This is a genomic window from Halorussus marinus (assembly GCF_004765795.1).
GTDB classification, from domain to species: Archaea; Halobacteriota; Halobacteria; order Halobacteriales; family Haladaptataceae; genus Halorussus; species Halorussus marinus.
Genome location: NZ_SBIV01000005.1, coordinates 1 through 14309 on the forward strand (window position 1 = coordinate 1; position 14309 = coordinate 14309).

The following is a 14309-nucleotide window of genomic DNA, read 5'->3' on the forward strand; positions in this document are numbered from 1 at the left end:
AGCAATGGCCTCCGGCAGGATCAACCGGAATGGTTGCCGAACCACGAAGGGTTCGGTGGGTCTCTGGCGGAAGCAACTGAATGCTAAATGTCCGTCAGTTCGACGACACTGGCCGACGTCCGACCGGGTGTCACCGAACTACCAGGGCTAACATCAGATCCCATCGTGTACGGCGGACCGCAGGGGTGGAATCCTCATTTCCTTCGGACCTGAACGTTTGCTTCGATCGGTCTTAAACCCATCGAAGCGAGTTCGGTCCGAGATCGCGACGCGAGTTGAACGCGTCCCGAATCACGTCGTGTCGTTTGCTGCATTACGATTCGAACCGCCCTATTCATTTAAGGGCGTCGAACCGGGCCGGCCTTCGGCGGGAAGACCCCCGAAGGCTCGTGCACATCCAACACCGAGCACCCGACTTCACTTAAGGGCGTCGGATCGGATTTTGAACGTCAGCCAGCCGAGGCGTCTTAAAAAGACGCCGATTCTCGCTGGCTCACGGAAGCCCGAACCACCGGACTTCGTTCACATTACCACGAATGGCCGGGTTACACTTAAGACCGTCGAACCGTAAGTCCAGTGGGTCGCGTTATCGTGATTCCAGCCCCGCCCGGACTTACTCTCGGTCGGTTCCCAGAACCATGACTTTCACCCTCGCGACCGCGTCGAAGTTCCGGAGGCGGTACGCGAGCTCGCGGACGTCGCCGGCCGGACCGCGGCAGAACGCGGTTTCGAGACACCACTCGCCGTGGTGGACATGGCTCGTGGCGGCGATGACGTCGCCGAACTCGTGCTGGACGTCGTGGAGGTCGTGGACCACCGACTCGTGTTCGTAGTCGTACGCGAGCACGGCGACGACCTCGCCGGCGGTGGCTTCGAGTTCGTCGTGAGACTCGACGTACTCGCGCATGGCCTCGCGGACCGCCCGCGACCGCGAGTCGAGCCCTTCCGCCTGCCACGTCTCGTCGAACGCCGCCAGCACGTCCTCGGGAACAGTGAGACTCGTGCGCATGCCTTGGGCTTGCTCGCGAACGGCTTGTGTGTTTTCGTTGGGCACGGAGCCGAGCCTGCGTACGTAGTTACGGCCACCACGACGACAGTCACAGTCGGGACGCGAGGAGAGCGGCCGCGATACCGGTCGAGATGGGGGTCGGCTTCGTCTCCGGGCTCCTTTAAACGTCAATTTTTTGTCTTCCGCGCGACCACCGTTCGACTGGTGGGACCGATGGACGAAGCAGCACTGGTTCCGACCGTGATCTACGTCCTGCTCACCGTCCAGTTGGTGGTACTGGCCGCAAGAACGTTCGAGTGGTTCGAACTGACCGGGCTCACCGGCACGCTCGTCGCGCTCCTGCTCGTCTTCGAGGGCGGACTCGCCTACGAGGGCGTCCAAGTCGCGCTCCGATAGCGGTCGGGGTTCCGACGGGGCGGTCGGCGAGCCCCGGTCGAAAACCCGATTTTCCGAAGGGGCGGCGCCCCGAGGCCCGCGACGAGGCGGCGTTCACCGCAGGAACCCGAGCAGTTCGTAGTCGTGGTCGGGGGTGTATCGCCGGAACAGGAGGCTGTTGGTCAGCACGCTCACGCTGGAGAACGCCATCGCACCGGCGGCGAGCACCGGCTGAAGCAGTCCGAGCGAGGCCAGCGGGATCATCGCGGTGTTGTAGCCGAGCGCCCAGAAGAGGTTCTGTTTGATCTTCGAGAGGGTCCCCTCCGAGACGCGGATCGCCTTCAGCACGTCGGCCGGGTCATCGCGCATCAGCGTCACGTCGGCGGCCTCGATCGCCACGTCGGTACCGCTCCCGATCGCGGCCCCGACATAGGCCGCCGCGAGCGCGGGCGCGTCGTTGACGCCGTCGCCGACCATCATCGCGCGGCGATCCGCCGACTGGATCGACTCGACCGCCTCGGCCTTGTCCTCGGGCAGGACCTCCGCCCGGACGTTCTCGGGGTCGATGCCGACCCGGTCGGCGACCGCGCGGGCGGTCCGCTCGTTGTCGCCGGTGATGAGCATCACGTCCCGGCCCGTCTCCCGGAGGCCGGACACAGCGTCTTTCGCGGTCTCTTTCACCGTGTCGGCGTCGGCGACCACTCCGACGAGCTCGCCGTCGACGGCGACGAGCATCGCGGTCTTACCCTCGCGTTCGAGTCGCTCCATCGTTGCCTCGGCCCGGGAGGGGTCGACGCCCTCGTCTTCGAGCAGTTTTCGGTTGCCGACCAGCACCTCCCCGTGGCCGGTGGCGGCCTTCACGCCGTGACCGGGGACGTTCTCGAAGCGTTCGGGGTCCTCGACCTCGATGCCGCGCTCCTCGGCGCCCTCGACGATGGCCTCCGCGAGGGGGTGTTCGCTGCCCTTCTCGGCGCTGGCGGCGGCGCCGAGCACGAACGCCTCGTCGATCTCCGCGGGCGCTTCGAGCGTTCCGCCGTCGGATCGAGGGCCCGAGGAGGCTTCCGGACCACCGGCGGACTCCGTCTGGCGCGGCTCGCGCTCACCGTCGGTCGGCTCGCCGCCGTCCGTGGCCGCCCCAGCGCCGTCGCTATCGGGAGCGATCGGAACCACATCGGTCAATCGCATCTCGCCCTCGGTCAGCGTCCCGGTCTTGTCGAACACCACCGTGTCGACGTCCTTGACGCGTTCGAGCACGTCGCCGCCCTTGAACAGGACGCCGTTCTGGGCGCCGATCGAGGTCCCGACCATCGTCGCGGCCGGCGTCGCCAGTCCGAGCGCGCAGGGACACGCGATGAGGACCGCGGAGGCGAACACGACTACCGCGAACTCGAAGACGGTGACGGTGCCGCCCGCGACCGCCGGCCCGCCGGCGACCAGCCCCCACAGCGGGAGGCCGGAGACGAACCCGGCGAGCGCCTCGGGGAAGGCGTACCACGCGAGCCCCCAGATCAGGGCGTTGGTGATGACCGCGGGCACGAAGTACGCCGAGATCCGGTCGGCGACCTGCTGGATCTCGGGCTGGCGGCTCTGGGCCTCCTTGACCAGTTGGACGATCTGCTGGAGGGCGGTCTCGGCGCCGACCTTGGTCGCCTCGACCTTCAGGACGCCGTTCTCGTTGACGGTCGCGCCCACGACCTCGTCGCCGGGGCGCTTCTCGACGGGCACCGACTCGCCGGTCACCATCGACTCGTCGACCGCGCTCTCGCCCTCGACCACCTCGCCGTCGGTGGGGACTTTCTCGCCGGGCCGGACGACCATCACGTCGCCGACTTCGATGTCCTCGACCGGGATCTCGGTCTCGTCTCCGTCCCGGATCACCGTCGCGGTGTCGGCCTCCATCTCCAGCAGTCGCCGGAGCGCCTCGCTGGCCTGCCCCTTCGAGCGGGCTTCGAGGTAGTTGCCCAGCGTGATGAACACGAGGATGAACGCGGCGGTGTCGAAGTAGAGGCTCCCCGCGAGCAGGTCGAACAGGACCGCGACGCTGTAGAAGTACGCGGTCGAGGAGCCGAGCGCGATGAGCACGTCCATGTTCGCGGTCCGGTTGCGCACGACCGCGGTGTAGGAGTTCTCGTAGAACTCCCTGCCGAGGAAGTACTGGACGGGCGTCGCCAGCCCGAACATGACCCACCCGAGGGGCACGCCGAGGACCGCCTCACCGAGCAGGTCGTCGAACAGGTAGTGTTCGAGCATGAAGAACGCGAGCGGGAGCGAGAGGACCGCGCCGAACAGCGTCAGCCGGAGCTGTCGGCTGATCTCGGCCTGGCGGGCCTCGTCTCGCCGGTCGGCGTCGGTGGCGCCGTCGGTGTCGGTGTCGTCGTCGCGGATCGGCTCGTAGCCGGCCCGCTCGATGGCGTCGTAGAGGTCGCCGAGCGCGGCGTCCTGCGGGTTGTACCGCACCGTCCCCTCGTCGGTCGCGTAGTTGACGTCGGCCTCGATCACCCCGGGCGTCGCTTCGAGGGCGCTCTCGTTAGTCTCCGAGCAGTTCGCACACGACATCCCGGAGATGCCGACCGACACCTGCCGGGCGACCGGCTCGTAGCCGGCGTCCTCGATCGCCCGGTAGATATCTGCGAGCGAGGTCGCGTCGGGATCGTACTCGACGGTGCCTTCGTCGGTGGCGAAGTTGACGTTCGCCTCCCGAACGCCGTCGAGTTGCCCGAGGGCGTCTTCGACCGTCCCCGAGCAGTTGGCACAGCTCATACCCCGTATCTCGAGGTGTGCGGTTTGGGCCATAGGTGTCTCGTTGTCGTGTACTACGGGACCCACGTTTATGCGGATTTTCCCTTTTCGAGCCGACGATCGCGGTGCCGAATACGATCATAAGTAAACTCAGCCGGTGTGCGTCTTTTGTTTCCTAAATTTGTACGCGGGGCGATCGCCCCCGAGCGCGCCACCGAACGGTTTTACCGCTCGCGCGGAACGTCCCGAGTGATGTCGACCGAGAGACGCCGGCCCGGCGGCGAGGTGAAACCGTGAGCGACGACTACGACCTCGATGCGGGGCCCGACCCCGCCGGCGTCGCGGCCGCCGACCCCGAACCCGACGGTCCGGACGACCCCGTCCGCGCGGTCGGGATCGGACCGGGGAACCTCGAGTACCTCACGCCCCGGGGCGAGCGCGCGATCCGAGACGCCGACGTCGTCGTCGGCTTCGAGACGGTGATCGAGTACGTGGCCGACCGCACCGACGCGGACCTCCTGGCGTGTGGCTACGCCGACGAAGCCGAGACGCTGGCGGCGTTCGCCGACCGCGTCGCGTCGGGCGAGACCGGGACCGCGGTGCTGATGGGCGACCCGAACCACTCGGGCTACCAGTTCGTCGGGAAGGTCGAGGCGGCGGTCGAGCGACCGGTCCGGGTTGTCCCGGGGGTCTCGTCGCTTCAGGTGGCCGCGAGCAGGGCTCGGACGCCGATGGAGGAGTCGGTGTTCGTGACCCTCCACAAGAGCGGCGAGATCGACCCCGACCTCGACAGGCTCCGGGCCGCGGTCGGGAACCGCCACCTGCTGGTGTTGCCCCGCCCGTTCGACTGGATGCCGGGCGACGTGGCTCGCGAACTGGTCGAGAGCGGCGCGCCGACGTGCCTCGACGCGCTCGTCTGCGAGCGACTCACTCACGACGACGAGACGATCACGCGCACGACGCTTGGCGCGCTCGCCGACTCTGCGGGCGGCTCGGACTCCCCGTACTCCGACCTCTCGGTGCTGGTCGTCAGGGCCGACCGAACCACTAAGTAGTTAAACCCAGCTTGTCCTAATCACGCCACGATGGTGTTTCGTCACGCCGCGAGCGAACCGGCGACCGAGAGACTGCGGACCGGCGGGTCGGGCCGGGGTGGCCGATGAGGTTCGTCCTCGTCTCCGGCGCCACCCGGACCGCCGAGATCGACGGCATCAGCGCCGCGGGCGCCGATCCCGCGCTGATGGCCCACACCCCGAGCGCCGACGCCGAGATCGTGGAGTACGGCCGGCCGGTCGACGCGCCGGTCGTCCCGGTCAGTCCCACGGGGTGTCCCACGCCCGCGGTCGTCACTCGCGCGGTCCGCGAGCGGCTCGGTTTCGAGACGCTGATAGTCGACGCCGGACTCGCCGCGCCGACCGGCGCGCCGACCGTCGAGGTGGGATCGGGCCCCGGTGGGGACGTGCGCGAGCCCGAGCCGGTGGCGGACGCTTCCGAGACGTTCGCCGCGGCTCGCGACCTCGGCGCGTCACTGCCCGACGAGGAGCTCGTCGTCGCCGAGACGGTTCCGGGCGGGACCACCACCGCGCTCGGCGTCCTCTCGGCGCTCGGCGAACGCGCGTCGGTGTCCTCGTCGCTACCCGACAATCCGATGGGACTCAAACGCGAGGTCGTCGCCGACGCGCTCGCCGCGAGCGACCTCTCGGCGGGCGACTGTCGAGGCGATCCCCGCGGGGCCGTCCGCCGGATGGGCGACCCGGTACTCGCCGCGGTCGCGGGGCTGACGCGGGGCGCACTCGATGCCGGGACCGACGTGACCCTCGCCGGCGGGACCCAACTGGCCGCGGCGGGCGCGCTCGTCCGCCACGCGGGGATCGAGGCGCCGCTCGAACTCGCCACGACGCGCTTCGTCGCCGACGACGACACCGCCGCGATCGGCGCGCTCGCCGACGACCTCGACCTCTCGCTGACCGTGACCGACCCCGAGTTCGAGGCCGGCGACCACCCCGCGACCGACGCCTACCTCGCGGGCGAGGCCAAAGAAGGGGTCGGCATGGGCGGCGCGCTCGCGCTCGCCGACCGGGCGGGCGCGTCGCCGGCCGCGATCCGCGAGCAGATCGGCGTCGTCTACGACCGGATTACCGGCGACGGCCGGCCGGGCGAGGGCCGCGACGCCGACCCGGACGACGACCCTCGGGAGGCCGGGCCGTGAAGGGCGTGGTTCTCGGTGGGACGAGTTCGGGCGTCGGCAAGACCGTCGCCACCCTCGCGGTGCTCCGGGCGCTGGCGGAGGCGGGCCGGGACCCCCAGCCGGCGAAGGCCGGGCCCGACTTCATCGACCCGAGCCACCACGAGCGAGTCGCCGGTCGCCCGTCGCGGACGCTGGACTGCTGGCTGGAGGGCCGCGAGGGCCTGCGACGCAACTACTACCGGGGCGACGGCGACATCTGCGTCGTCGAGGGCGTGATGGGGCTGTACGACGGCGACGGCTCCAGCACCGCGATGGTCGCCGAGGCGCTCGACCTCCCGGTCGTCCTCGTGGTCGACGCCGCGGCCGGGATGGAGAGCGTGGCCGCGACCGCGCTCGGCTTCCGGGAGTACGCCGAGCGCGTCGGTCGGGACGTCGAGGTCGCCGGCGTCCTCGCCCAGCGCGCCCACGGCGGTCGTCACGCCGAGGGCGTCCGGGAAGCGCTCCCCGACGACCTCGCGTACTTCGGACGGATCGGGCCCGACCCCGCCCTCGAAGTCCCCGAACGCCACCTCGGGCTCGAACGCGGCGACGAGCGGCCCCTGAGCGACGAGGCCCTGTCGGCGGCCGCCGAACACGTCCGGGCCGAGCGACTACTGGCGACGGCCCGCGAGCCGCCGCGGCCCGACCCCGACTCCCGACCGGGCGAGCGAGCGACCGGCGAGCGGATCGCGATCGCCCGAGACGGGGCCTTCAGCTTCCGGTACCCCGCGACCGTCGAGCGGCTCCGAGCGCGGGCCGACGTGCGGACGTTCTCACCCGTCGCGGGCGACGACCTGCCCGACTGCGACGGGGTCTACCTCCCGGGGGGCTACCCGGAGCTGTACGCCCAAGACCTCGCGGTGAGCCCGGCGCTGGCGACCCTCCGCGAGCGCGCGAGCGAGGGACTCCCCGTGTTCGGGGAGTGTGGCGGACTGATGGCGCTCGCGGAGTCGCTCACGACGACCGACGGCGACAGCTACGAGATGGCGGGCGTCCTCCCGGCGGACGTGGAGATGCGCGAGCGCTATCAGGCGCTCGACCACGTCGAACTCCGGGCGCGCGAGCGGACCCTCACCGCGAGCGCGGGCGACCGCCTCCGGGGCCACGAGTTCCACTACTCCGCCGCCGACCCCGCGACAGACGCCCGGTTCGCCTTCGACGTCGAGCGGGGCGAGGGGATCGACGGCGATCGCGACGGACTGACCGAATACCGGACGCTGGGCACCTACTGCCACGTCCACGCCGAGAGCGGCGCGTTCGACACATTCATCGACCACCTATGACAGACGACCACACATCGACCGACCGGAGCACGGGCGAACAGACAGCGAGCGACCGAGCGCCGACCGCAGAGGCCATCGAACCGTCGACCCCCGAGGAGTTCGGACTGGTGCAGGTCTGGTGGGGCGACGGGAAGGGCAAGACGACCGCCGCGCTGGGGATGGGCTTTCGGGCCGCCGGCCACGGCTACCGCGTCCACATGCTCCAGTTCATGAAGGGCGGGACCGGCACCGTAGAGGACACGCGCGGCGAGTACAACGCCATCGAACGCGTCCCCGGGTTCACCTACGAGAACACCGGCCACTACGGCTGGCACGGCTTCCTCGACGGCTCGGACGACGACGAGCACGACGCGAAGGCCGCCGCCGCGCTCGCGCGTGCGCGTGAGATAGTGGAGGCCAGCGAGTCGACCGGCGACGAACCGGTCGCCACCGACGCGCCGGCCGACGCGGGCGTCCACATGCTGATCCTCGACGAGGTGCTCTACGCCGCTAACCGCGGCCTGATCGACCCCGAGGCGGTGATCGACCTCGTCGAGACCAAACCCGACGACCTCGAACTGGTCCTGACCGGCGGCCACGACCGCCCCGAGTTCGCGTGCGAGCGCGCGGACCTCGTCACCAACGTCCGGAAGGAGGCCCACCCCATCGAGTCGGGCCACGCCGCTCGGAAGGGCACGGAGTACTGAATGACCCGCACGCTGCTGGTCGCCGGGACCGCGAGCCACGTCGGCAAGAGCACCGTCGCCGCGGGGCTCTGTCGGCACCTCGCCGACGCCGGGGTCTCGGTCGCGCCGTTCAAGGCCCAGAACATGAGCAACAACGCTCGGGCCGTCCTCGCGCCCGCGGCCGGCGGCGACCGCGGGGCGGGCGAGCGCGCGGCGGCGGAATCGGGTGCGAGGAGAGAGGGAGGGGGTCTGGGGGAGGGAGAGAGGAGAGAGGGCGAGATCGGCGTCTCCCAGTACGTTCAGGCCCGGGCGGCCCGGATCACGCCGACGACCGATCTGAACCCCGTCCTGCTCAAGCCCCGCGGCGACGGCGAGAGCCAACTGGTCGTTCAGGGCGAGGCCGTCGGCCACTTCGAGGCGGGGTCGTACTACGACGACCACTGGGTGCGCGCCCGAGCCGCCGCGGTCGAGTCCTTCGAGCGACTCGCCGCCGACCACGAGGTGGTCGTCGCCGAAGGCGCGGGCAGTATCGCCGAGATCAACCTCCACGACCGGGATCTGGCGAACGTCGAGACCGCCCGGTTCGCCGACGGCACCGACGTGATCGTGGTCGCCGACATCGAGCGCGGCGGCGCGTTCGCCAGCCTCTACGGCACGCTCGAACTGATGCCCGACGACGTCCGCGAGCGAGTGGTGGGCGCGCTCGTCACGAAGTTCCGGGGCGATCGGTCGATCCTCGACCCGGGGATCGCGGAGTTCGAGGACCGAACCGGCGTCCCGATCCTCGGCGTGCTTCCGTACGACGACCCCGGACTCCCCGAGGAGGACAGCGTCTCGTTGCCCGCGGAGGGCGAGCGGGCGGTCCGGGGCGACGACGACGGCGTCCCGGACGACCGGGCGGTCACGGTCGCGGCGGTCCGGCTCCCGCGGGTCTCGAACGGCACCGACCTCGAACCGCTCGAACGCGAGCCCGGCGTTCGGGTCGCGTACGTTCCCCCGAACGCCGACCTCGGGGAGGCCGACGCGGTCGTCCTCCCGGGGACGAAAAACACCGTCGACGACCTGCTCGCGCTCCGGGAAGCCGGCTTCGGGGAGGCGCTGGCCGAGTTCGACGGACCGATCGTCGGCCTCTGTGGGGGCTATCAGGTACTCGGCGAGCGAATCCGGAACGCGGGCGTCGAGAGCACCGCCGAGCGCGGGACCGTCCCGGGGTTCGGCCTGCTCCCGGTCGAGACCAGCTTCTCGGCCGACAAGCGCGTCGCGCAGGTGACCCGATCGGTCGACGGGACCGGCCCCATCGCCGGCGCGTCCGGGACGGTCTCGGGCTACGAGATACACATGGGCGAGTCGACGCCCACGGCGCCGGTCGACCGGCCGGTCGGCCCCGCCAGCGCCGCGACCGACCGAGTGCTCGGGACCTACCTCCACGGCCTGTTCGAGAACGAGAACGCCCGCTCGGCGTTCGTCGCGCGGGTCTTCGAGGCGAGCGGGAAGACGCCGCCGGACGCAGGCGGGAAGGCGGCCTCGCCCCACGACGCCGCGGCCGAACTCGTTCGCGAGCATGTGGATCTGGCGGCGCTCGGACTGCCCACGGCGCGCGATTTATGAAAGCTCGCTTTGTGTAGTGAAATCCTAGTAGTTTTATTCGGGCGGCGCCGAATCCCGCGACATGGAGCAGACCGAGACGGTGCAGACCGCGACGCTGGACGAGTCACACACCGAAATGAGCGAGATCCTGATGCCCGACGACACCAACAACCTCGGTCGGGCGCTCGGCGGGTCGGTCCTCCACTGGATGGACATCTGTGGAGCGATTTCCGCGCGGCGGTTCTCGCGGCGGCAGGTCGTCACGGCGTCGATGGACCACGTCGACTTCCTCGAAGCGATCGACCTCGGCGACGTCGTGGTGACCGAGGCCTACGTCTTCGAGACCGGCGAGTCGAGCATGGAAGCGAAAGTCGACGTGTACGCCGAGCGGCCGAGCGACGACGAGCGCCGCGAGACCGCCACCTCGTTTTTCACCTTCGTCGCGCTCGACGGCGACGAGAACGCGGCGGCCGTGCCCGATCTCCGGTGTCCGACCGACGAACAGGAGCGAAAGCGCCGCGAGGCGCTCGAAGAGCGGTCCCGGCGCAGGGCGGCGCTGGCCGAGACCGAGTAGCTACCAGTCGAGCGAGCCGCCCGACCGGTACTCGGTCACCTGGGTCTCGAAGAAGTTCTTCTCCTTGTTGAGGTCGGTCGCCTCCGACATCCACGGGAAGGGGTTGTCGGTGCCGTACGACGCCGGGAGGTCGAGCTGGCGGAGGCGACGGTCGGCGACGTACTCGACGTACTCGGCGAACTGCTCGGGGCCCATCCCGAGGATCTCGTCGGGGCAGGCCTCCCGGGCGTAGAGCTGTTCGAGCTCGACCGCCTCCTCGATCAGCGCCGCGATCTCGGCTCCGAACTCGTCGGTCCAGACGCCCGGGTGCTCCTCCCGGACGGTGTTGATGAGGTCGACCCCGAACGCGAGGTGGACCGACTCGTCGCGCATGATGTACTCGAACTGCTGGCCGATACCGACCATCTTGTTCTGTCGCTTGAGCCCGAGCATCATCGCGAATCCGGCGTAGAAGAAGATGCCCTCCATGATGACGTAGAAGCCGACGAGGTCCCGGAGGAACGACCGGACGTCCGCGTCGGTCCGAAGCTCGAAGTCGTCGTCGAGAATGTCCTCGGTCAAATCGACGACGTACGCGTCTTTCTCCTCGATCGACGGCACCTCCTCGTACATGCCGTAGACGTAGTCGGGGTCGAGGCCGAGCGAGTCACAGCAGTAGATGAAGGTGTCGGTGTGGATGGCCTCCTCGTAGGCCTGCCTGAGGAGGTACTGACGACACTCCGGGCTGGTGACGTACTCGTAGAGCGCCAGCACGATGTTGTTGGCGGTCAGCGATTCGGCGGTCGAGAAGAACCCAAGATTCCACTCGACGAGCTGGCGCTCGGCGTCGGTCAGCGCGTCGCCGTTCCACTGATTGGCGTCCTCGCCCATCGGAATCTCCTCGGGCACCCAGTTGTTGTTCACGCCGGCGCGGTAGTACTCGCGCGCCCAGTCGTACTCGATCGGCAGTATCTTGTTCGGGTCGGTCTTGTCGTCGTTCAGTATCATATCACTGGCAGGCGTCGCAGGTCGGGTCCTCGACGTTCGGGAGGTCGGTTCGCTCGCGGTTCGACTCGGCGCTCGACTGATCCCGGGTCTGAGTCTTCCCGTACTCCGCCATGTCGACGGTGGACTTCTCGATCTGTGAGGCCCCGAGCGTCCGCAGGTAGTAGGTCGTCTTCAGCCCCAGCTCCCACGCGGTCTGGTAGACGTCGTCGAGCAGCGAGCCGTCGGTGGACGGGAAAAAGACGTTGTGCGAGACCGACTGATCGATCCACCGACCCCGGCGGGCGGTGAGCCGGAGCTGGTGGCGCGGGTCGATCTCGAACGCGCTCCGGTGGAGCTCTCGGATCGGTTCGGGGATCGCCTCGATCTCCTGGATCGAGCCGTCGTGGAATTTGATCCGGTCGACCATCTCCTCGTCCCAGAGGCCCCGTTCGTCGAGGTCCGCGACGAGGCGGTCGTTGACGACCGTGAAGTCCCCGCTCATGTTCGACTTGACGTAGAGATTCGAGTAGACCGGCTCGATCGACGGCGTGGTGCCGGCGATGGTCGAGATGGTCGCGGTCGGCGCGACCGCCATCGTGTTCGAGTTCCGCATCCCGTGGTCGGCGACCGCCTCCCGCACCGGCCCCCAGTCGAGGCGCTCCTCGCGGGGCAGGGGAATCTCGCGGCCGCGTTCTTCTTCGAGCAGGTCGAGAGTGTCCTGGGGGAGGATACCCCGATCCCACTTCGAGTCCTCGAACGAAGGGTAAGCACCGCGCTCGGCCGCCAGCTCCGCCGAGCTCCGGATGGCGTGGTAGGAGACCAGCTCCTGGGACGCGTCGGCGAACTCGACCGCCGCCTCCGAAGCGAACGGGATCCCGCGTTCGAGCAGGGCCTCGTGGAACCCCATCACGCCCATCCCGACCGGGCGGTGGCGCATGTTCGAGCGCTCGGCCTCGTCGGTGGGGTAGAAGTTGAGGTCGACAACGTTGTCGAGCATCCGCATCCCGGTCTCGACGGTCTCCCGGAGCTTCTCGCGGTCGAGGCCGAGCGCCGCGTTCCCGTCGGTCCCTTCCGACGGGACGCGCTCGGCCGCCGGCTCGACGTGCTTCGAGAGGTTCACCGACCCGAGGTTGCAGACGGCGTGTTCGTCCTCGCTCGTGTTGAGCGTGATCTCGGTACAGAGGTTCGAGGAGTGGACGACGCCCTCGTGGTCCTGGGGCGACCGGACGTTACAGGGGTCTTTGAACGTGATCCACGGGTGACCGGTCTCGAACAGCCTGGTGAGCGTCTCGCGCCAGAGCTCGGCGGCGTCGACCGTCTCGTACTGGCGGAGCTCGCCAGCCTCGGCCTTCCGCTCGTACTCGCGATATAGCTCCTCGAACTCCTCGCCGTACGTGTCGTGGAGTTCGGGCACCTCGTCGGGCGAGAACAGTGTCCACTGCTCGTCAGCCCGCACCCGCTTCATGAACAGATCCGGAATCCACGCCGCGGTGTTCATGTCGTGGGTCCGGCGGCGCTCGTCGCCGGTGTTGCGTCGCAGGTCGACGAAGGCCGGGAAGTCGAGGTGCCAGCACGCCAGATACGCGCAGGCCGCGCCGCGGCGCTTGCCCGAGCGGTTGATCGCCGCGGTCACGTCGTTCGAGATCTTGAGGAACGGGACGACGCCGGTCGACTCGACGCCGGTCGACTCGATGAGCGACCCGGCGGCCCGGATCGGCGTCCAGTCGTTGCCGAGCCCGCCGCTCCACTTCGAGAGCCGAGCGTGGCCCTTGTAGGCGTCGAAGATGCCGGCGAGGTCGTCGGGCACGGTCGTCAGGTAACACGAACTCAGTTGGGCGTGGGTCGTCCCGGCGTGGAACAGCGTCGGGCTCGACGGGACGAACCGGAGCGTCGACATGAGCTCGTAAAACTCGCGGGCGCGGGCCTCGCGGTCGGCGACCGGTTCGGCCAGCGCGAGCCCCATCGCCACGCGCATCCAGAACGCCTGCGGGAGTTCGAGGCGCTCGCCGTCGGCGGTCTGGAGGAAGTACCGCTGGTAGAGAGTGTCCAGCGCCATGTAGTCGAACAGTTCGTCGCGCTCGACCGCGAGCGACTCCGCGAGTGCTTCGAGGTCGAAGGCGAGCATGCGCTCGTCGAGCAGGCCGTCTTCGACGCCTCTCTCGACGTTCTCGGCGAAGCTCTCGCGGGCGGCCGCCGCAAAGTCGTCGGGAACCGTCCCGACGACTTCGCGGTAGTAGCGCTCGCGGAACGCCGCGGCCGCGATCCGCTTGTAGGCAGGATCGCGCTCGATCCGGGCGGTCAGCGCGTCGATCACCGCGTCGTACAGTTCCTCGATCGAGGCGTCCTCGTAGAGGTTCCGTTCGATCTCGGTGGCGAGGTCGTCGAACACCGGGTCGGTGAGTACGTCCTCGCGTCCCGTTCGTGCGCGGTCGAGGACCGCGCGGATCGTCTCGGTGGTGGAAGTCGTCGTCTGATTCATGGGTGGTCGGCCGGACCGGACGTCGGCGTCGATACGGCGAGCGACAGCGTTGCCACTGTTCGGCGTCGAGCGGCTGACTCGTCCGATTTCCGGCCGTACCAGTTGGTGTTCGCCCCGACCCGGATAAAGCTTTCCAACACTACTTTCAGAAGTACAAGTTAGATTTACCGAGCGAGTGACTCGCGAAACCGACCTCCCCATTTACGGTCCTCACCGTCGAACGGGGAGCGTGAGCAAACAGCTAGAGATAGTCGAGTCGGGGAGCCAGAAGCAGGCCGAGAGCACGGCCAACAACCGAATCAGAGCGTACGAAGAGGACGGCTACGACCTCGTCGATCAGGAGATCGGCCTCGGGTCGAACGGGGTCACGATACTGCTCGTCTTCGAGTCGGTCGAGTAGGCGAA

12 protein-coding genes are annotated in these 14309 nt (G+C 69.0%); 8 read left to right on the forward strand and 4 right to left on the reverse strand.

Annotation, left to right across the window (positions count from 1 at the left end; all coding sequences use genetic code 11):
- Positions 1–613: 613 nt before the first annotated feature.
- Positions 614–1009, reverse strand: coding sequence for a CopG family ribbon-helix-helix protein (locus EPY72_RS10905; RefSeq protein WP_135806438.1), 396 nt, complete (start codon positions 1007–1009; stop codon positions 614–616).
- Between the two features lie 213 nt (positions 1010–1222).
- Between EPY72_RS10905 and EPY72_RS10910 the strand changes: the two genes are divergently transcribed.
- Complete coding sequence (locus tag EPY72_RS10910) at positions 1223–1405, forward strand: hypothetical protein (RefSeq protein ID WP_135806439.1); 183 nt, start codon at positions 1223–1225, stop codon at positions 1403–1405.
- Positions 1406–1498: 93 nt separating this feature from the next.
- On the opposite strand, the gene EPY72_RS10915 is transcribed toward EPY72_RS10910, so the two are convergent.
- Positions 1499–4144, reverse strand: coding sequence for a heavy metal translocating P-type ATPase (locus tag EPY72_RS10915; RefSeq protein WP_244605565.1), 2646 nt, complete (start codon positions 4142–4144; stop codon positions 1499–1501).
- Positions 4145–4416: 272 nt separating this feature from the next.
- On the opposite strand from EPY72_RS10915, the gene EPY72_RS10920 reads away from it, so the two are divergent.
- From EPY72_RS10920 to EPY72_RS10945, 6 genes are all read left to right on the forward strand, one after another.
- On the forward strand, positions 4417–5178 hold the full coding sequence (locus tag EPY72_RS10920; RefSeq protein ID WP_134672330.1) for a cobalt-precorrin-7 (C(5))-methyltransferase: 762 nt from the start codon (positions 4417–4419) through the stop codon (positions 5176–5178).
- A 104-nt stretch (positions 5179–5282) separates the two neighbouring features.
- Complete coding sequence (locus EPY72_RS10925; protein ID WP_135806441.1) at positions 5283–6332, forward strand: nicotinate-nucleotide--dimethylbenzimidazole phosphoribosyltransferase; 1050 nt, start codon at positions 5283–5285, stop codon at positions 6330–6332.
- On the forward strand, positions 6329–7633 hold the full coding sequence (locus tag EPY72_RS10930; protein ID WP_135806442.1) for a cobyrinic acid a,c-diamide synthase: 1305 nt from the start codon (positions 6329–6331) through the stop codon (positions 7631–7633). The genes EPY72_RS10925 and EPY72_RS10930 overlap by 4 nt, the downstream gene beginning before the upstream one ends.
- Entirely contained in the window at positions 7630–8319 is a 690-nt protein-coding gene (locus EPY72_RS10935; protein ID WP_135806443.1) for a cob(I)yrinic acid a,c-diamide adenosyltransferase, read from the forward strand. Before EPY72_RS10930 ends, EPY72_RS10935 begins: the two co-directional genes overlap by 4 nt.
- On the forward strand, positions 8320–9906 hold the full coding sequence (locus EPY72_RS10940; protein WP_135806444.1) for a cobyric acid synthase: 1587 nt from the start codon (positions 8320–8322) through the stop codon (positions 9904–9906).
- A gap of 61 nt (positions 9907–9967) precedes the next feature.
- Positions 9968–10459 carry an acyl-CoA thioesterase gene (locus tag EPY72_RS10945; RefSeq protein ID WP_134672335.1) on the forward strand — a complete coding sequence of 164 codons (492 nt, stop codon included), beginning with the start codon at positions 9968–9970 and terminating at the stop codon, positions 10457–10459.
- On the opposite strand, the gene EPY72_RS10950 is transcribed toward EPY72_RS10945, so the two are convergent.
- Both EPY72_RS10950 and EPY72_RS10955 read right to left on the reverse strand, forming a co-directional pair.
- The gene (locus EPY72_RS10950) at positions 10460–11446 is read right to left on the reverse strand and encodes a ribonucleotide-diphosphate reductase subunit beta (RefSeq protein WP_135806445.1); all 987 of its coding nucleotides are present in this window, start codon (positions 11444–11446) and stop codon (positions 10460–10462) included.
- A 1-nt stretch (position 11447) separates the two neighbouring features.
- The gene (locus EPY72_RS10955) at positions 11448–13904 is read right to left on the reverse strand and encodes a ribonucleoside-diphosphate reductase subunit alpha (protein WP_135806446.1); all 2457 of its coding nucleotides are present in this window, start codon (positions 13902–13904) and stop codon (positions 11448–11450) included.
- 229 nt (positions 13905–14133) lie between these two features.
- Between EPY72_RS10955 and EPY72_RS19420 the strand changes: the two genes are divergently transcribed.
- Positions 14134–14304, forward strand: coding sequence for a hypothetical protein (locus EPY72_RS19420; RefSeq protein ID WP_167599506.1), 171 nt, complete (start codon positions 14134–14136; stop codon positions 14302–14304).
- Positions 14305–14309 lie beyond the last annotated feature (5 nt).

Excerpts from the sequence above, each read along its gene's own strand:
- EPY72_RS10955 (WP_135806446.1), bottom strand. The coding sequence starts at position 13,904 with ATGAATCAGACGACGACTTCCACCACCGAGACGATCCGCGCGGTCCTC.
- EPY72_RS10905 (WP_135806438.1), bottom strand. The coding sequence starts at position 1,009 with ATGCGCACGAGTCTCACTGTTCCCGAGGACGTGCTGGCGGCGTTCGAC.
- EPY72_RS10915 (WP_244605565.1), bottom strand. The coding sequence starts at position 4,144 with ATGAGCTGTGCCAACTGCTCGGGGACGGTCGAAGACGCCCTCGGGCAA.
- EPY72_RS10925 (WP_135806441.1), top strand. The coding sequence starts at position 5,283 with ATGAGGTTCGTCCTCGTCTCCGGCGCCACCCGGACCGCCGAGATCGAC.
- EPY72_RS10935 (WP_135806443.1), top strand. The coding sequence starts at position 7,630 with ATGACAGACGACCACACATCGACCGACCGGAGCACGGGCGAACAGACA.
- EPY72_RS10910 (WP_135806439.1), top strand. The coding sequence starts at position 1,223 with ATGGACGAAGCAGCACTGGTTCCGACCGTGATCTACGTCCTGCTCACC.
- EPY72_RS10945 (WP_134672335.1), top strand. The coding sequence starts at position 9,968 with ATGGAGCAGACCGAGACGGTGCAGACCGCGACGCTGGACGAGTCACAC.
- EPY72_RS10940 (WP_135806444.1), top strand. The coding sequence starts at position 8,320 with ATGACCCGCACGCTGCTGGTCGCCGGGACCGCGAGCCACGTCGGCAAG.
- EPY72_RS10950 (WP_135806445.1), bottom strand. The coding sequence starts at position 11,446 with ATGATACTGAACGACGACAAGACCGACCCGAACAAGATACTGCCGATC.